The following is a 17,935-nucleotide window of genomic DNA, read 5'->3' as shown; positions in this document are numbered from 1 at the left end:
TCGGTGGTCGTCAGCCACTTGATCACGACACCGCCGCGGTTCTGGCGCCGGACCGGCAGCTCGTCCGCGTAGTGGGACCCTGCTGCCGCGGCACCCTGGGGTTCGTTGAGGATGCTCACAGGTTGTTCGTCTCCCGGTTCTTCTCGTGGCTCGTCTGCGCGATGCCGGCGGGAACGTAACCGGTCTGCCCCTTCTTGGCGAGGTCCTTGAGGTGCTGCTCGTAGCGCTCCGGGGAGACGACCTTCACGTTGAACAGCATCCGGGAGTGGTCGACGCCGCACAGCTCGGCGCACTTGCCCAGGAAGGTGCCCTCCTTGTTGGGGGTCACCTGGAAGGAGTTGGTGTGGCCCGGGATGACGTCCATCTTCATCAGGAACGGCACCACCCAGAAGGAGTGGATGACGTCACGGGAGGTCAGGACGAAGCGGACCGTCTTGCCCTTCGGCAGCCACAGGGTGGGACCCGGGTTGCCGGTCTGCGGGTTCCGGGTGCCGGGGGTACCGGTGTCGTAGACACCGCCCGCGTTCGCCGGGAACTCGTTCTTGAACCGGTCCGGGATCGCCGCGAGGTTCTTGTCGGTCTTCGCGTCGCCGGACACACCGGGAACCGGCGTGATGTAGTTGAAGCCCCAGCTCCACTGGTAGCCGACGACGTTGACCGTCACGTCGGGCTTCTTGTCCGTGAGGCTGAGGAGCTTCGACTCGTCACGGGCCGTGAAGTAGAAGAGCACCGAGACGATGATGAGCGGGACGACCGTGTACAGCGCCTCGATCGGCATGTTGTACCGGGTCTGCGGGGGAACCTCGACCTTGGTCCGGCTGCGCCGGTGGAAGATCGCGCTCCAGATGATCAGACCCCACACCAGCACGCCGACGGCGAGCGCGGCAGCCCAGGAGCCCTGCCACAGCGAGAGGATCCGCGGAGCCTCTTCCGTGGTCGGGGTGGGCATACCAAGGCGGGGGAAGTCCTTGTATGTGCAACCGGTGGCGGTCGCCAGGACCAGGCCCGCGGTCATTGCCTGCAGCAGCTTCCGCCGCATCGGGCGCCGCGGCGAGCGGTCGGAGCCGTTGGGACTCACGTAGCGCCTTCCCGAGAGTCTCGCCCGCGCGTATTGGCTGCGGCCTGCCTTCTTCGGTGGTCGGTCGCCGCCCTGCGTCGGGCAGGGGTTTGGATGTTTATGCGGACCAAACCCTAGCCGACGCGTTCTCAGGGTTCGCGGGGAGGGGTGCCTAGTGGGTGGGGTGGTTCGCTGGATTGGCGGCTGCGGGTGACTTTGTGGCTTGTCGCGCAGTTCCCCGCGCCCCTGGGACGCTGCTCCGAGGGACGTCTTAGCGTGTGCGTATGCCCTACTTCGATGCCGCTTCCAGTGCTCCGCTTCATCCCGTCGCCCGACAGGCGTTGTTGGCCTCGCTGGACGAGGGATGGGCCGACCCCTCCCGGCTCTACCGGGAAGGACGCCGGGCGCGGATGCTGCTGGACGCGGCGCGGGAGGCCGCCGCCGAGGCGGTGGGGTGCCGGGCCGACGAGTTGGTCTTCACCTCCTCCGGGACCGCGGCCGTACACACCGGCGTCGCGGGCGCGTTGGCCGGGCGAAGGCGGGTCGGACGTCACCTGATCGTGTCCGCCGTCGAACATTCCTCGGTGCTCCATGCCGCCGCAACGCACGAGGCCGGGGGCGGGACGGTCACCCATATGGCGGTGGACCGGTCGGGCGCGGTGGATCCGGCGGCCTTCGCGGCCGCGCTCCGGGAGGACACCGCGCTGGCGTGTCTGCAGTCGGCCAACCACGAGGTGGGGACCGTGCAGCCGGTGGCGGCGGTGGCCGAGGCGTGCCGGGCGGCGGGGGTGCCGCTGCTGGTGGACGCGGCGCAGTCGCTGGGATGGGGGCCGGTCGACGGTGACTGGTCGCTGCTGACGGCCAGCGCGCACAAGTGGGGCGGGCCGGCCGGAGTGGGGCTGCTGGCCGTCCGCAAGGGGGTGCGGTTCGCCGTCCAAGGGCCTGCAGACGAGCGGGAGTCCGGGCGGGCCGCCGGGTTCGAGAACCTTCCGGCGATCGTGTCGGCGGCCGCCTCGCTGCGGGCGGTGCGGGACGAGGCGGCGCAGGAGGCGGTACGGCTGCGGGAGCTGACGGAGCGGATCCGGGTGCGGGTGCCGGAACTGGTGCCGGACGTGGAGGTGGTGGGCGACGCCGTACGGCGCCTGCCGGGGATCGTCACCTTCTCCTGTCTCTATGTCGACGGGGAGACCTTGCTGCACGCGCTGGACCGGGAGGGTTTCTCCGTCTCGTCCGGATCCTCCTGCACGAGCAGCACGCTGACGCCCAGCCATGTGCTGAAGGCGATGGGCGTGCTGAGTGAGGGGAATGTGCGGATCTCGCTGCCGCCGGAAGCGGCGGCCGAGGACGTGGAGCGGTTCCTGGAGGTGCTGCCGGGCGCGGTGGCGGCGGTGCGGGAGAAGCTGGGGGCGCCGACGCCCACGACCGTGCGTCAGCAGGACGCCCTGGTCGTGGACGCCCTGGGCAAGCTGTGCCCGCTGCCCGTCATCGAGCTGGCCAAGGTCATCGGGGAGGTCCCGGTCGGCGGCACGGTACGGGTGCTGGCGGACGACGAGGCCGCCCGGCTGGACATCCCGGCCTGGTGCGAGATGCGCGGGCAGGAGTACGTCGGCGAGGAACCGGCGGACCACGGTGCCGCGTATGTGGTCCGCCGGGTGTCCTAGTCAGGCCAGGTGCTTGCGGACCTCGGTGGCGGCGTCGTCGCCGTAGGCCTTGGTGAAGCGGTCCATGAAGTGGGCGCGGCGCAGCTGGTACTCCTGGGTCCCGACCGTCTCGATCACGAGGGTGGCGAGCATGCAGCCGACCTGGGCGGCGCGCTCCAGGGAGACGCCCCAGGCGAGGCCGGAGAGGAAGCCGGCGCGGAAGGCGTCGCCGACGCCGGTGGGGTCGGCCTTGCGCTCCTCGTCCGGGCAGCCGACCTCGATCGGGTCCTCGCCGAGCCGCTCGATGCGGACACCGCGCGCGCCGAGGGTGGTGACGCGGTGGCCGACCTTGGCCAGGATCTCGGTGTCGGACCAGCCCGTCTTGGCCTCGATGAGCCCCTTCTCGTACTCGTTGGAGAACAGGTACGTGGCGCCCTCCAGCAGTATCCGGATCTCGTCGCCGTTCATCCGGGCGATCTGCTGGGAGAAGTCGGCGGCGAAGGGGATGGACCTGGAGCGGCACTCCTCGGTGTGGCGGAGCATCGCCTCGGGGTCGTCGGCGCCGATCAGGACGAGGTCGAGGCCGCCGACGCGGTCCGCGACGGTCTTCAGCTCGATCTGGCGGGCCTCGCTCATCGCGCCCGTGTAGAAGGAGCCGATCTGGTTGTGGTCGGAGTCGGTGGTGCACACGAAGCGGGCGGTGTGCAGGGTCTCGGAGATGCGCACCGAGTCGGTGTCGACGCCGTGCCGCTCCAGCCAGGCCCGGTACTCGTCGAAGTCGAAGCCGGCGGCGCCGACCAGGATCGGGGTCGTGCCGAGCTGGCCCATGCCGAAGGCGATGTTCGCGCCGACGCCGCCCCGGCGTACGTCCAGGTTGTCGACCAGGAAGGAGAGCGAGACCGTGTGCAGTTGGTCCGCGACGAACTGGTCGGCGAAGCGGCCGGGGAAGGTCATGAGGTGGTCGGTGGCGATGGAGCCGGTGACTGCGATGCGCACGGCGTTGACTCTCCTGTGAATTAAAGGGGGTGCGCGAGAGCGCTCGTTGGAAGGGCGGTGGCGGGAGACGGGAGGGCGAATTGACGCTTCACGCTACCGGGTCGTAGCGGAGCGCTCCAGCGGGCCGGGATCCCGGCGGTGAACTGGCTGGAACTACCCGATAGTAGATCTTTCTCGACGGGCGGGTCGGTGCTTACGGTTCCGGTATGACGAACCTCAAGGTCCACGCCCCGGCCCCGGTCGACCTCGAAGGCGACATGGCGTCGCTGTGGGGCGACTGCGCCCGGATGGTCCCGCACTGGGCCGCTCCCGACCGGGTCCTTCCGCTTCCGGTCTCCCCGTCGCGCATCCACGGGGTCACCGTGCCCTCCACGTCGGCGCGGCTGCTGGAGGCGATGTCCGACTACGGCGACTGAGCCGGGCGCGGTGGTCCGCAGGCCTGCGCGGCGGCCGGGAGACCGGCGCGGTGGGTCCGGATCGGCGCGTGCGAGGGAACCGTGCGCTCCCCCGGCGCGTCCCATCGCCGTCCCCCCTTGAGGGGATGCGCGATACGACCCTTCTCCGGCCGTTTTGACAGGGCCGGGTCAGGGTTCTGGGACAGCACGTGAAGGAGCGATGCGGTGACTACGGAGCGACCCGACAAGGACGCCGAGGAGCAGGGCGCCGTGGCGGAACAGGGCCCTGGGACTCCGGACGCCGCTTCTGAGGGGACGAAGGCGGCCGAGCCGGCGGAAGACGTCACCGAGGCGGCGGACGAGCGGGAGGCCGCCGAGGAGACCGAGGCGGGTGCGGTCGACGGGGCCGACGGGAGCCACGGAGCCGACGGGGGCAACGGAGCCGACGGGGCCGACGGGGGCAACGGGGCCGGTGGAGGCGGCGGGGCCGGCGACGGCGTGCCGGATGCCACTCCCGATCCCGATGACGAGCACCCGCGTCCGTCCCGTCGCCGCTCGCCCGCGCTCGTCGCCTCCGTCGCCGCCGCCGTCCTGCTCGTCGGCGGTGGCGGGGCCTACCTCGCCGCGTCGGCCTCCGGCGGGCCCGGTGGCCGTACCGGCTCGGGGGCCTCCGGGGACGGCACCCCTCCCCCGCCGCTCGCCCTCGACGGCTACGGCGACAGCGGTTCGAACGGGATCGCGCCCGGGGAGCCCAACCCGTACGGCACGACGTACAAGGTCGTCGGCAGCCTGCCCGGCGGGCCGGACTCGGCGCCCGTGTACCGGGCGGGCGGCGAGGTCACCAAGGAGGAGGTCGCCCGGCTGGCCAAGGCGCTCGGGCTGGACGGGGCGCCGGTGGCGCAGGGGCAGGCCTGGCGGGTGGGGCCCGCCAAGGACCCGTCGGGCCCCGGCCTCGTCGTCGACAAGCAGGCGCCCGGGACGTGGACGTACCACCGGTACGCCGCCGGGACCGACGACTGCCGTGACGTCGCCGTGTGCCACAAGGACCCGGCCAACCCGGCCGTCGACACCGTGAGCGAGGCGGCCGCGAAGAAGGCGGCGGCGCCGGTCCTGAAGGCGGCGGGTCAGGACGACGCGAAGGTGGACGCGAGCCAGGTGATGGGCGCCCAGCGGATGGTGAACGCCGATCCGCTGGTCGGCGGACTGCCCACCTACGGCTGGACGACGGCGCTGACGGTGGGCGCGCAGGGCGAGGTGGTCGGCGGCAGCGGCCGGCTGAAGGCGCCGGTGAAGGGGGACACGTATCCCGTGCTGGGCGCGCGCAGGACGCTGGAGCTGATGAACGCGGCGCCCGTCACCGACCACCGCATGGGCATCGGCGGCTGCGCCAGCCCCGTACCGCTGAAGGACCGCCTCGAGGCGCCCTGCGGCGAGGCGACCCCGGGGGCGACGGCGACGCCGGCGAAGCCGACCGCCACCGTCGAGAAGGCCGTCTTCGGGCTGGCCGCGCACACCGTGGCCGGGCGGCCGGCGCTGGTTCCGTCCTGGCTGTTCGAGGTGCGGACGGCGGGCGCGCCGGACGCCTTCACGGTGACGTATCCGGCGATCGATCCGAAGTACCTGGGCTCGGGCGCGCCCTCCGGGCAGCCGACCCCGTCCTCGACCTCCGCTCCGGCCACCCGGGACGTGAAGGTGGAGGGTTACATCGCCGAGGACAACACGCTCACCGTGTCCTTCACGGGCGGGGTGTGCGGCGACTACGCCGCGACGGCGAGCGAGAGTCCCGAGAAGGTGACCGTGACGGTGACCGAGACGCCGTACAAGAACAAGGTCTGCATCATGATCGCCAAGGAGATGGTGCGGACGGTGCACCTGAAGGAGCCGCTGGGCGACCGGAAGGTCGTGGGCTCGGACGGCAGCGAGATTCCGCAGATGAAGCCGGGCGCGCGGCTGCCGCGGACGTCGGCCGGGGTGCGGTAGGGCTGCGCCCGCCTCTGTGGAGCGAAGAGCGCCGCGGGAGCGGAGACGCGCGAAGGCGGCGGCCCGGTCGGAGGGGGCCGCCGCCTTCGCGGTGTTCGCTCGCCGTGCGGGACGGCTCAGCTGAAGGAGTCGCCGCAGGCGCAGGAGCCCGTGGCGTTCGGGTTGTCGATCGTGAAGCCCTGCTTCTCGATGGTGTCGACGAAATCGATGGACGCGCCGCCCAGGTACGGGGCGCTCATCCGGTCGGTGACGACCTTGACGCCGCCGAAGTCCTTGACCACGTCGCCGTCGAGGGAACGCTCGTCGAAGAACAGCTGGTAACGCAGGCCGGAGCAGCCACCGGGCTGAACGGCGACGCGCAGGGCCAGGTCGTCACGGCCTTCCTGGTCGAGCAGGGCCTTGACCTTCGCCGCGGCGGCGTCGGACAGGATGATGCCGTCGGTGACGGTGCCGGTCTCGTCCGATACGGACATCTACATCTCTCCCGGGTTGTACGGAGACTGCTTGCCGACGGTTTCAACCGCCGGGGCCGCGGATTCATTCCGGGCCGAGCGACTGCTTCGTCATTCGCCCTGTCTCTTCATGCTCGCACACCCGCGAGGAAGCGAACAGCGCCCCGAAGGCCATGCGCCGCTGCGGCACCGGGATTCATGTCACATCGACGCTATGACCATCGTCAAAGTGACGTGAACCGGGTTATGATAGATAGCGTCAGTTCGACGAAAAGCACTCCGCAGAGAACATCCGCAGAACAGAAAGGGTGCGTGTCGTGACCACCGCCCAGACCCCGGAGCTCGACGTACAGCCGTCTCCGCTCGCCCTGCTGCTGCTCGGCCGCGAGGCCGACCCGAGGAGCGAGCGGGGTGTCGAGTGCCCCGGCGACCTCCCCTCGCCCTCCGACCCCGACCTGGTGGAGCGCGCCCGCGCGGCCAAGGAGAAGCTCGGCGACAAGGTCTTCGTGCTCGGCCACCACTACCAGCGCGACGAGGTCATCCAGTTCGCGGACGTCACGGGCGACTCCTTCAAGCTGGCCCGGGACGCGGCGGCCCGCCCGGAGGCCGAGTACATCGTCTTCTGCGGTGTGCACTTCATGGCCGAGTCGGCCGACATCCTGACCTCGGACGACCAGAAGGTGGTCCTGCCCGACCTCGCCGCCGGCTGCTCGATGGCCGACATGGCGACCGCCGAGCAGGTCGCCGAGTGCTGGGACGTGCTGACCGAGGCCGGCATCGCCGAGCAGGTCGTGCCCGTGTCGTACATGAACTCCTCCGCCGACATCAAGGCCTTCACCGGCCGGCACGGCGGCACGATCTGCACCTCGTCCAATGCCCAGCGGGCCCTGGAGTGGGCGTTCCAGCAGGGCGAGAAGGTGCTGTTCCTGCCCGACCAGCACCTCGGCCGCAACACCGCCGTCCGGGACATGGGCATGTCCCTGGAGGACTGCGTCGTCTACAACCCGCACAAGCCGAACGGCGGGCTGACCGCCGAGGAGCTGCGCGCCGCGAAGATGATCCTGTGGCGCGGGCACTGCTCGGTGCACGGCCGCTTCTCGCTGGACTCGGTGAACGACGTGCGCGAGCGCATCCCGGGCGTGAACGTCCTGGTCCACCCCGAGTGCCGGCACGAGGTCGTCGCCGCCGCCGACCACGTAGGCTCGACGGAGTACATCATCAAGGCGCTGGAGGCCGCCCCGGCCGGCTCCAAGTGGGCCATCGGCACGGAGCTGAACCTGGTCCGCCGTCTCGCGAACCGTTTCGCCCCCGAGGGCAAGGAGATCGTCTTCCTCGACAAGACGGTCTGCTTCTGCTCGACCATGAACCGCATCGACCTGCCCCACCTGGTCTGGACGCTGGAGTCGCTGGCCGAGGGCACGCTGGTCAACCGCATCGAGGTCGACAAGGAGACCGAGAAGTTCGCGAAGCTGGCGCTGGAGCGGATGCTGGCGCTGCCGTAGGCGCCACCTCCCGTGTCACCCCGAGACGGGTTTCCGCTCGGGGTGCGCGGGGTCGAGGGTGACGAGGGTGCCGTCGGGGGCCGCCACCAGCAGGGCGCCCCGGTGCGGGACCGGGTCCGCGAGCGGGCCGCTCATGCTGTTCACACGGCCCGCGCGCGGGTACGACTCCCACAGCAGCGTCCCCGCGCGGGCGTCCAGGGCGGCGACCCGGCCGCTGGCGCTGGCGACGAACAGGCTGCGGTGCCCGTCGAAGGTCGGCCGGCCCGGCTGCTCCAGCGTCGTCGCGGTGCTCCACAGGGGCTTGCCGGTCAGCGGCGAGAAGGCCGCCAGCCGGCCGTTGGTGGTGACGAAGCACAGCACCCCCTGCGCCAGACCGACGTCCCCGTCCTGCTGCCGGGCCAGTTCGACGGTGCGGGCCCGGCCGCCCGCGGGGTCGATCAGCACCACCCGGTCGAAGGGGCTGTCCTCCGTGTTCGGATCGGAGCTGCGCCGTTCGACGAACACCAGGCGCCCGTCCAGCACCCCGGCGTAGGCCGCGACGACCGAGGGGGCGGAACCCAGTCGTCGCAGCCCTCCGTCGGCGGGGTCGAGGGCGAAGAGCCGTCGCTGGGCGCCGGACGGGGTGTGGTAGTCGAGGCAGTCCACGAAGGCCCGGTCGCCGTCGAGGACGTACGAGCAGTTGTAGCCGGAGGGCAGCGTCACGCTCCACCGTGCGGCGCCGTCCCGCGGGGAGCGGGCGGTGACGCCGGAGCCGTCCGGGACGAGGACCAGGCCGCCCACGAGTGCCGTGGCGACCCACTGGTTCGACACCTGCCTGGACCACAGCCGTCTGCCGCTGTCCGCGGAGAGGGCGGAGACGGTGATCGTCTCGTTGTCGCCGGCGGCGTTCCCGATGGTCTCCCGCACGAGCAGCACGCCGTCGCGCACGCCGAGGACCTGGGCCCCGTAGCGGTCGAGCGGGGTCTTCCCGGGCCGGGCGGCGGCCCGCCAGAGGGTCCGGCCGGTCGCGGCGTCCACACGGATCGGCAGGGCGTTCTGCCCCGCGCAGTAGAAGGACGCGCCGCCCGGCACACACGTCGGATGCGGCCCGGAGCCGTAGCCGCGCATGTCCGGCGCCCCGCTCTTCCGCACCCCCTGGGCGGCGTCCGCGTACACGGTCGTCCGCCAGGGCCGCCAGCCGGCCGGGTAGGCGGCCCAGCGGGTGGCCGAGGGACTGGGCGAGGCACCCTCCTGGACCGTGCCGCCGCCGCCCTTGAACGGTCCCAGCAGATAGGCGGTGAGCGCGACCGCCAGTACGCCGGCCACCGCGACCGGCACCCGCAGCCGGCGGCCGGCGGCACTCGGCGGGCGCGGCGCGGCCTGCGCCTCGACGGGAGGCACGGAGGCGGCTGCCGGCGGCAGCGTCGGCTGCGGGTCGGGCCTCCGGTGGGGCACCGTGGGCAGCTCGCCCGGCACCGCGTCCGGCAGGGCGGTGGTGAAGGCGTGGGAGAGCTCGTCCAGCCCGGGGCGGGCGGCCGGCTCCTTGGCCAGACAGCGGGACACGACCGCGCGCAGCGGCGGGGGTACGGCGTCCAGCGCCGGTTCCTCGCTCATCACGCGGTACGCCGTCAGGTAGGGGCTGTCGGTGTCGAAGGGGCCGCGGCCGGTGGCGGCGAACACCACCAGCGAGCCGAGCGAGAAGACGTCGGACGCCGGTCCCACCGAGCGGGCGTCCGAGAGCTGTTCGGGAGACATGAAGGGCGGGGTGCCCATCATGTGCCCGGTCTCGGTCAGCGTCTGGTTCTCCGCGGCGCGCGAGATGCCGAAGTCGATGACCCGGGGGCCGTCCTCGGCCATCAGGACGTTGGCCGGTTTCAGGTCGCGGTGCACGACCCCGGTGCGGTGGATGTCGCGCAGCGCCTCCACCAGGCCCAGGGCCAGGTTCCGCAGCTGCGCGCCCGCCATCGGGCCGTGCGCCCGCAGATGGTCGGCGAGCGAGCGCCCGGGCACGTACTGCGTGGCCATCCACGGCAGTTCGGCCTCCGGGTCGGCGTCCACGACCGGCGCGGTGAAGGCCCCGCTGACCTTGCGGACGGCCGCGATCTCGTGGCGGAAGCGGGCGCGGAAGACCGGGTCCGCGGCGTACTGGGCGTGCACCACCTTGACGGCGACCTCGCGTCCGGACCGCGATCTCGCCCGGTACACCACGCCCATGCCACCGGCCCCGAGCCGGTCGACGATCCGGTACTCACCCAGCGCCCCGGGATCGCCCTCGTGCAGTGCCACCGCTCTGATCCTCTCCCCCGAAGAGCAGTTCGAGGTCACAGGATACGGAAAGAGTCGTAGGCGCCCCGGGCACCGGCCCCGCCGTCCTTGTCCGAAACGCGAAGGCCGGGCATCCCCTGGATCCGGGCCGCTGGCAGAATCGATCATTCTGGCGATGAACGACTGGCTGTACTACGGGGGCTGAAGTGGAAGCCGACGAACTGCGACCGCGGCCGGCGGATCCGGCGACGCCCCGGCCCGGGGACCTGCGGCGGGCCGTAGGGCGGTTCCGGCGCAGTGAGGTGCTCGTTCCGGTCGTGGACGACTCGGTGCTGTCGGTCGAAGCCGGCGGAATCCGCTGGCTGTTCGCGTTCACCGACGACGCGGCCCTGGAGCGTTTCGCGCGGGCGCGCGGAGAGGCGGTGCCCGAGCGAGTGCCGGTGTTCGGGGCGCGGTTGCTGGATCAGGTGATTCCGCGGGTGGGCGGGCCGGCCGGGATCGCGGTGGATGCGGGCAGCCCGGCGGGGATGGTGCTGCCGCCGGTGAGAGGAATCGTTCCGGACGAGGTGGCCGTGGACGCCGCGGAGGTGACGGCGTGAGCGAGGGCGGCGGCTACCAGGTCGATCCGGAGGCGCTTCAGCGGATCACCAAGGGCATCGACCAGGCGATGGACGAACTGAAGACGCAGGGCTTCGACGTCGAGGCGAATCTCGGGCGCGGCTTCGACGACTTGGAGCTGGACGGTCTGGAAGTGGGGGACGGCAGTCTGCGGCAGGTGTTCGCGGACTTCTGCGAACGATGGAGCTGGGGCGTGCGGTCGCTGATGCAGGACGCCAACGACTTCGCGTACGGCCTGGGCCTGTCGGCGGGGCTCTACCACGACCAGGAGCAGTACGTCTCCGGCGTCCTGAAGAACGTGTGGACGGCCGCCGCGGGCAATCCGAACCTGACCGAGGAGCAGGCCCGACAGCGTTCCTGGTCCCAGACGTTCGAGGACAACAACTACTCCCAGGCCGCGAACGCGGACTACAGCATGGGGTCCTTCGTCGAGGGCGACCGGGAGGTGGCGGCGGCCTGGGCGCAGACGGGGAAGGACCTGGACACCTCCACGGTGACGCCGGACGCGCTGTTCGATCCGCGCACCGAATGGCAGTGGGGCGGGCCGCCTCCGGCCGGCTCGGAGTCCGGCGGGGGTGAGGGCTGATGGGCATCGGGGGTTTCGTCGACGATCTCGGAGACGGTCTGGAGAGCGCCGCCGGCAGTGTGAAGCGGGGCGTCGGTGAGGCCGTCAACTGGGGTACGGACCAGGCGGCGGACGGCCTGTCGGCCGTCGGCGCGGACGGCATGGCCGAAGGGGTCCGCGACTTCGGCGAGGGCGTGAACAACCGGCTGGGCGGCGAGGTCGCCGAGCGGCGCCTGGGCGAGACCGAGGACCCCAAGGAGCTGGTCCACGGCAGCCCGGCCGCGCTGGAGGAGCGCGCCGGTCATCTGGGCAGATTCTCCCGGGCGTTCGAGAACGTCGGGCAGGGGCTGCGGTCCCTGGACGCCGGCAGTTGGCGGGGCGAGGCCGCGGACGCCTTCCGCGCGAAGTTCGAGCCGCACCCCAAGCAGTGGCTGACGGCGGCCGACGCCTGCGACACGGCGGCCAAGGCCCTGGAGGCGTACGCGAGCACGGTGCGCTGGGCCCAGCAGCAGGCGCAGCTGGCGATCGACGCCTGGCGGGACGCGCAGCGACTCAGCAAGCAGGCGGCGGACGCGTACAACGCCGACGTCAGGGCCTACAACCAGGCGGCCGAGCAGTACAACGCGAAGGCGCTGAACGGGCAGGACCCCGGGCGGAAGCCGACCGCGCCGGGCACGTTCGTCGACCCCGGAGCGGCCGGCCGTGAGACGGCCGAGAGCATCCTGGCCGAGGCCCGCCGTCAGCGCACCGACGCGGCCCGCGACGCGCAGCGGCTGGTCGCGGCCGCTCTGGAACAGGCCCCTGCAAGGCCGGAGTTCACGGACCGGATGGGCGCCGACGCCAAGGACGCCCTGGCCGGCACCGAACTCAACATGCTGCACGGGATGGGCGGTCTCGTCAGGGGCGGCGTGGACGCGGTGAAGCTGGCCCGCTCGGTCAACCCCATGGACCCCTACAACCTCACCCACCCGGCCCAGTTCATGGCGAACAGCAACATGCTGCTGGCCGGTCTTGTGGGCACCGCCGCCCACCCCGAGCGCCTGCCGAAGGCGATCCTGGGCAGCGGCTGGAGCAGCGATCCGGCCGACGCGGGCGGGTACCTGATCTCCAACCTGATCGGCGGCAAGGGGGCCGGTGGGCTGGAGAGGGGCGCGATCGGGGCGAGCAGCCGGGTGGCCGCCAGGGACGCCATGACGGCGACGGCACGGCGGAGCGTGAGCGAGCGGCTCGCGGACACCGCCCGGAGCATCAAGTGCAAGGTGTTCGGCGGCGACCCCGTCGACATGGCGACCGGCCGTGTGTCGCTGCCCCAGACGGACGTGACGCTCCCCGCCAGGCTGCCTCTGCTGTTCACCCGGCAGTTCGAGTCGTCGTACCGGGCGGGCCGCTGGTTCGGCCCGGCGTGGACCTCGACGGCCGACCAGCGACTCGAGATCGACGCCGAGGGCGTCGTCTTCGTCCGCGAGGACGGCTCGCTGCTCGCCTACCCGCATCCGGCTCCCGGTGTCCCGGTCCTGCCCCTGGCCGGCGAGGGCCACCCGCTGACGGTCGACACCTGGGGCGACTACACCGTCAACGACCCGGCCTCGGGCCGCACCTGGTTCTTCGCCGCACCGGGCGGCGACGGCGACGGCATCGCGCTCCTGGCCCAGATCTCCGACCGGTCGGGCCAGTGGCTCGCCTTCGAGTACGACGACGAGGCCTCACCCACCGCGATCGTCCACTCAGCGGGCTACCGTCTCGGCATCGAGCACGCCGGGAACCGCATCACCGCTCTGCGCCTGGCGGACCGCGGCCAGGACATCGAACTGGTCCGCTTCGGCTACGACGCTCACGGCCACCTCGCCACGGTCACGAACTCCTCCGGCATCCCGACCCGGTTCACGAACGACGCCGCGGGCCGGATCACCGCCTGGACGGACACCAACGACTCGTCGTACACGTACGTCTACGACGACCAGGACCGCTGCGTCTCCCAGTCGGGCGAGGCCGGCCACCTGCGCAACACCTTCACCTACGGCGACCCCGGTCCGGACACCGGTCACCGAACCGTCTCGGCCACCAACTCCCTGGGGCAGACCACGCGTTACCAGGTCAACCGTGACCTGCAGGTGGTGGCGGTGACGGCCGCGGACGGCGCCGTCACCCGCACCACGTACGACCGGCACGACCGCCCGCTGACCGAGACGGACCCACTGGGCCGCACGGTGAGCCACGCCTACGACGACGCCGGCCGCGTGGTGATGGCCGTACGCCCGGACGGCGCCTACACCAGCGTCGGCTACGACGACCGCGGCCTGCCCGTCTCGATCCGCGGCGCCGACGGGACGTACACCAGCCAGGAGTTCGACGAGTTCGGCAACCGCACCGCGGTGACGGACACCTCCGGTGCGACGACCCGGTTCGCCTACGACGCCCTGGGCAACCTCGCGGCGATCACGGACGCGCTGGGCGCGACCACCACGGTCCGCTGCAACGCGGCGGGCCTGCCGCTGGAGGTCACGGACCCGCTGGGCGCGGTCACCCGCTACGCACGCGACGCCTTCGGCCGCCCGACGACGATCACCGACCCGCTCGGAGCCGTCACCCGCCTGGAGTGGACGGTCGAGGGCCGGCTGTCCCGCCGTACCGCCCCGGACGGCACGACGGAGTCGTGGACGTACGACGGCGAGGGCAACTGCACCAGCCACACCGACCCGTTGGGCGCGGTCACCCGGTACGAGTACACGCACTTCGACCTGATGTCGGCCCGCACGGGCCCGGACGGCGTGCGGTACGAGTTCGACCACGACACGGAACTGCGCCTGACGAAGGTCACCAACCCGCAGGGTCTGACGTGGAGTTACGACTACGACCTGGTCGGCCGGCTGGTCGCGGAGACGGACTTCGACGGCCGTGCGGTGGCGTACGCCCATGACGCGGCGGGCCAGTTGACCGCCACCACGACGGCCTCCGGCGAGGTCCTCCGCTTCGAGCGGGACGTGCTGGGCCGTGTGGTGCGCAAGGACGCGGCGGGCGCGGTCACGACGTACGCGTACGACACGACGGGCGGCCTGGCGCGGGCGGCCGGCCCGGATGTGGTGCTGGAGCTGCGGCGAGACGACACGGGCCGTCTGACATCAGAGACGGTCGACGGCCGCACCCTCGCCCACACCTACGACGTTCTGGGCCGCCGCATCAGCCGCACGACGCCGACCGGGGCGAGGAGCGTGTGGTCGTACGACGCGGCCGGCAACCGCACCGCGCTGACCACCGCCGGCCGCACCCTGACCTTCACCCATGACGCGGCCGGCCGCGAAGTGACCCGGCACATCGGCGAACTGGCCACCCTGGAGCACTCCTTCGACCCGCTGGGCCGCCTGACGAAACAGGAACTCACCGGCCCCGCCGACCGGCGCCTGCAGCACCGCGCCTACACCTACCGGGCCGACGGCCACCTGATCGGCGTCGACGACGACCTGAACGGCAGCCGCCGTTTCACCCTGGACCCGAGCGGCCGGGTCACGGCGGTCCGGGCGGCCGACTGGACGGAGTCCTACGCCTACGACGCCGCGGGCAACCAGACCCACGCGACCTGGCCGGCCTCCATGCCGGGCCAGGAGGCCACGGGCGAGCGCGTCTACGCGGGCACGCGCATCACCCGCGCGGGCAGCGTCCGCTACGAGCACGACGCCGCGGGGCGGGTCACTCTGCGCCAGAAGACGCGCCTGTCCCGCAAACCGGACACCTGGCGCTACACCTGGGACGCCGAGGACCGCCTCACCTCGGTGATCACCCCGGACGGCACGACCTGGCGCTACCGCTACGACCCCCTCGGCCGCCGCACGGCCAAGCAGCGCCTGGCCGCGGACGGCGAGACGGTCCTGGAACAGGTGGACTTCACCTGGGACGGCACCACACTGGCCGAACAGGTCACGCACGTCCCGGGCTCCGCCGTGGCTCTCACTTGGGACCACGACGGCCTGAGCCCCCTCACCCAGAGCGAACGCAGGCTCCTCCCGGACGCGCCGCAGAAGGAGATCGACTCCCGCTTCTACGCGATCGTCACCGACCTGATCGGCACCCCCACGGAACTGGTCGACGAGGCGGGCACGATCGCCGGTCACGCCCGGACCACCCTGTGGGGCACCACGACCTGGCACAACACCCCCACCCCCCTCCGCTTCCCAGGCCAGTACGCCGACCCCGAAACAGGCCTCCACTACAACTACTTCCGCCACTACGACCCCGAAACAGCCAGGTACCTCACACAGGACCCGTTGGGACTGGTGCCCAGCCCAAACCCGGCTTCCTATGTACCCAACCCACACATCCGGTCCGATTCACTCGGGCTTGCTCCAGATTGCCCGCTTGGCAGTAATGCTCGGGGGCCTTTCGACTTCAGAGAGCCGAACCCCAATTTCCCTCCAACCGAAAAAGCGACCGAAGCCATGCGGTCAGCGCCGACCGGCGGAAATATCGACTGCTCAGAGGTCGCCGAATACATCCTGCGACGAACAGGCGGGCAGGGGAAAATTGTAAACTTCACCCTACACGACGACCCAATCATCAACATTCCTGAAAGTTCAGGCCAAGTTGTCACGGAATACCGCTACCACGACGTCTACACCGACGGCCGGTACGTGTACGATCCGGTAATGTCGTCAGACCCGATTCCGTACGGTGACTTCGAGCGAGCCATTCGACTGTTGAACCCAGGCAAGAAACTCCTCGTCCACGACGGTGGGTACTCAGGTCCGCTCTGGTGATGCGTGGAGGATCTCGCCGTGTCGGCACGCAGCGAGCAGGCAATTCAGACACTTCTCAGGTTCGGGGATCTCGCTTGGTTCTCCTTGCCTGCGGAGACTCATCCCGTGCACGGGTATCGGCAGGTGCCGTACATGGGGTTCAGATACAAGTCACCGCGGGAAAAGGTTGCGCGGCTCATAGAAGATGTCACAAGGGATTCGCGGACCGAAGTCGAGTGGACGCTGGACAGGACGAGGAGAAACTGGGTCCTCGTGCCGTCCCGCATCCTGAGCGAGGCGCAAGGGCTTGACAATCCCGCGTTCGCCGACGTCGTCCACTCCGTCAACATGCAAGATCCACAGTTCTGCGCCAAAGCGCTGTCGGATCTGGAGCTGATCATCCAGCGCCTGCAAGAAGTGCCCGTTCCTGAGGATCTTTCGGATTAGGCGCGAGCGCGGAACTGCGCTCAGCCCTCCGCCCTCGGCCGCACCAGGCCCGACTCGTAGGCGATGACCACCAGTTGGGCTCTGTCTCGGGCGCCCAGTTTGGACATGGCTCTGTTGACGTGGGTTTTGACCGTCAAGGGGCTTACTTCCAGGCGGTCGGCGATCTCGTCGTTGGAGTGGCCGCCGGCGACCTGGACGAGGACCTCGCGTTCGCGGACGGTGAGGGCGTCGAGGCGTTCGGCGCGGGCCGGGTCGTGGTCGTCGTCGCCCGGTTCGCCCTGCGCGAGGAAGCGGGCGATCAGACCCTTGGTGGCGGCCGGGGAGAGCAGCGCCTCGCCGCCGGCCGCGACCCGGATGGCGGCGAGCAGTTCCTCCGGCTCGCTGCCCTTGCCGAGGAAGCCTGAGGCCCCGGCGCGCAGCGACTGCACGACGTAGTCGTCGACCTCGAAGGTGGTGAGGATGACGATGCGCACGTGGGCGAGGGACGGGTCGGTGCTGATCATGCGGGTGGCGGCCAGCCCGTCGGTGCCGGGCATGCGGATGTCCATGAGGACGACGTCGGCCCGCTGCTCCTTGGCCAGCCGTACCGCCTCCGCACCGTCGGACGCCTCCCCGACGACCTCCATGTCCGGCTCGGAGTCGACGAGCACCCTGAAGGCGCTGCGCAGCAGGGCCTGGTCGTCGGCGAGCAGGACACGGATCGTCATGCACTTCCCCCGGTGGCGGCGGTACGGGTCTTGACCGGCAGGATCGCATGGACGCGGAAGCCGCCGCCGTAGCGGGGCCCGGTGGTGAGGGTGCCGCGCAGGGCGGTGACGCGTTCGCGCATGCCGAGCAGTCCGTGGCCGCCGCCCTCGGAGGGGTCCGGGTCCTCCCCGCTGCCGTTGTCGAGAACCGTGATCTCGATGTTCGGGCCCACGCGGACGACGCTGACCTCCGCCTTCGCCTCGCCGCCCGCGTGCTTGCGGACGTTGGTGAGGGCCTCCTGGATGACGCGGTAGGCGGCGAGGTCGACCGCCGCGGGAAGCGTGGTGCCGTTGTCGGCGCGGGCGACCTCGACATGCAGCCCGGCGCTGCGGAAGGTGCCGACGAGTTCGTCGAGGCGGTCGAGACCGGGGGCCGGTTCGGTGGGCGCCTCGGGGTCGCCGGACTGCCGCAGCAGGCCGACGGTGGCGCGCAGTTCGTTGAGCGCGGAGCGGCTCGCCTCGCGCACGTGGGCGAGGGCCTCCTTGGCCTGGTCGGGCCGCTTGTCCATGACGTGCGCGGCGACGCCCGCCTGGACGTTGACCAGGGCGATGTGGTGGGCGACGAC

At 71.3% G+C, this 17,935-nt stretch carries 14 protein-coding genes; 8 read left to right on the top strand and 6 right to left on the bottom strand.

All coding sequences use genetic code 11. From position 1 onward, the window contains the following. Positions 1 to 115: 115 nt before the first annotated feature. Positions 116 to 1,078, bottom strand: a complete 963-nt coding sequence (ctaC, locus tag M8J74_RS38725; RefSeq protein WP_249840920.1) for an aa3-type cytochrome oxidase subunit II — start codon at positions 1,076 to 1,078, stop codon at positions 116 to 118. Positions 1,079 to 1,341: 263 nt separating this feature from the next. On the opposite strand from ctaC, the gene M8J74_RS38720 reads away from it, so the two are divergent. Next, positions 1,342 to 2,718 carry a cysteine desulfurase/sulfurtransferase TusA family protein gene (locus tag M8J74_RS38720; protein WP_249840919.1) on the top strand — a complete coding sequence of 459 codons (1,377 nt, stop codon included), beginning with the start codon at positions 1,342 to 1,344 and terminating at the stop codon, positions 2,716 to 2,718. Here the strand turns inward: M8J74_RS38720 and M8J74_RS38715 are convergent, their stop codons facing one another. Continuing rightward, positions 2,719 to 3,693, bottom strand: a complete 975-nt coding sequence (locus M8J74_RS38715; protein ID WP_249840918.1) for a carbohydrate kinase family protein — start codon at positions 3,691 to 3,693, stop codon at positions 2,719 to 2,721. Positions 3,694 to 3,899: 206 nt separating this feature from the next. Here M8J74_RS38715 and M8J74_RS38710 point away from each other — a divergent pair, with 206 nt between their 5' ends. Beyond that, positions 3,900 to 4,109 (top strand): hypothetical protein, encoded by a 210-nt coding sequence (locus M8J74_RS38710; RefSeq protein WP_249840917.1) that lies wholly within the window; start codon positions 3,900 to 3,902, stop codon positions 4,107 to 4,109. Positions 4,110 to 4,313: 204 nt separating this feature from the next. Then, on the top strand, positions 4,314 to 6,068 hold the full coding sequence (locus M8J74_RS38705; RefSeq protein WP_372500407.1) for a hypothetical protein: 1,755 nt from the start codon (positions 4,314 to 4,316) through the stop codon (positions 6,066 to 6,068). Between the two features lie 116 nt (positions 6,069 to 6,184). Here M8J74_RS38705 and M8J74_RS38700 read toward each other — a convergent pair whose 3' ends face one another. Then, positions 6,185 to 6,541: an iron-sulfur cluster assembly accessory protein gene (locus M8J74_RS38700; RefSeq protein ID WP_020137379.1), complete on the bottom strand. Its 357-nt coding sequence runs from the start codon at positions 6,539 to 6,541 to the stop codon at positions 6,185 to 6,187. A gap of 296 nt (positions 6,542 to 6,837) precedes the next feature. On the opposite strand from M8J74_RS38700, the gene nadA reads away from it, so the two are divergent. Then, positions 6,838 to 8,022 carry a quinolinate synthase NadA gene (gene nadA / locus M8J74_RS38695; protein WP_249840916.1) on the top strand — a complete coding sequence of 395 codons (1,185 nt, stop codon included), beginning with the start codon at positions 6,838 to 6,840 and terminating at the stop codon, positions 8,020 to 8,022. Positions 8,023 to 8,037: 15 nt separating this feature from the next. Here the strand turns inward: nadA and M8J74_RS38690 are convergent, their stop codons facing one another. After that, positions 8,038 to 10,287 (bottom strand): protein kinase domain-containing protein, encoded by a 2,250-nt coding sequence (locus M8J74_RS38690; RefSeq protein ID WP_249840915.1) that lies wholly within the window; start codon positions 10,285 to 10,287, stop codon positions 8,038 to 8,040. A gap of 200 nt (positions 10,288 to 10,487) precedes the next feature. Between M8J74_RS38690 and M8J74_RS38685 the strand changes: the two genes are divergently transcribed. Genes M8J74_RS38685 through M8J74_RS38670 form a run of 4 tightly spaced genes read left to right on the top strand, consistent with a single transcriptional unit; the run spans position 10,488 to position 16,623 of the window. Then, positions 10,488 to 10,865 carry an SseB family protein gene (locus M8J74_RS38685; RefSeq protein WP_174267386.1) on the top strand — a complete coding sequence of 126 codons (378 nt, stop codon included), beginning with the start codon at positions 10,488 to 10,490 and terminating at the stop codon, positions 10,863 to 10,865. After that, a complete protein-coding gene (locus M8J74_RS38680) occupies positions 10,862 to 11,470 on the top strand; it encodes a hypothetical protein (RefSeq protein ID WP_249840913.1) in 609 nt (202 codons plus the stop codon). The genes M8J74_RS38685 and M8J74_RS38680 overlap by 4 nt, the downstream gene beginning before the upstream one ends. Next, positions 11,470 to 16,197 (top strand): putative T7SS-secreted protein, encoded by a 4,728-nt coding sequence (locus M8J74_RS38675; RefSeq protein WP_249840912.1) that lies wholly within the window; start codon positions 11,470 to 11,472, stop codon positions 16,195 to 16,197. The genes M8J74_RS38680 and M8J74_RS38675 overlap by 1 nt, the downstream gene beginning before the upstream one ends. Before the next feature lie 3 nt (positions 16,198 to 16,200). Beyond that, entirely contained in the window at positions 16,201 to 16,623 is a 423-nt protein-coding gene (locus M8J74_RS38670) for a hypothetical protein (RefSeq protein ID WP_249840911.1), read from the top strand. A 20-nt stretch (positions 16,624 to 16,643) separates the two neighbouring features. Here the strand turns inward: M8J74_RS38670 and M8J74_RS38665 are convergent, their stop codons facing one another. Next, positions 16,644 to 17,330 (bottom strand): response regulator, encoded by a 687-nt coding sequence (locus tag M8J74_RS38665; protein WP_249840910.1) that lies wholly within the window; start codon positions 17,328 to 17,330, stop codon positions 16,644 to 16,646. Continuing rightward, the coding region (locus tag M8J74_RS38660; RefSeq protein ID WP_249840909.1) for a sensor histidine kinase at positions 17,327 to 17,935 on the bottom strand (609 nt) is incomplete at its 5' end. The genes M8J74_RS38660 and M8J74_RS38665, both read right to left, overlap by 4 nt.

It is taken from the genome of Streptomyces panaciradicis (assembly GCF_023516615.1).
GTDB lineage: Bacteria > Actinomycetota > Actinomycetes > Streptomycetales > Streptomycetaceae > Streptomyces > Streptomyces panaciradicis.
The sequence above is the reverse complement of the archived record's forward strand: the minus strand, read 5'-3'. Positions and strand labels throughout refer to the sequence as shown.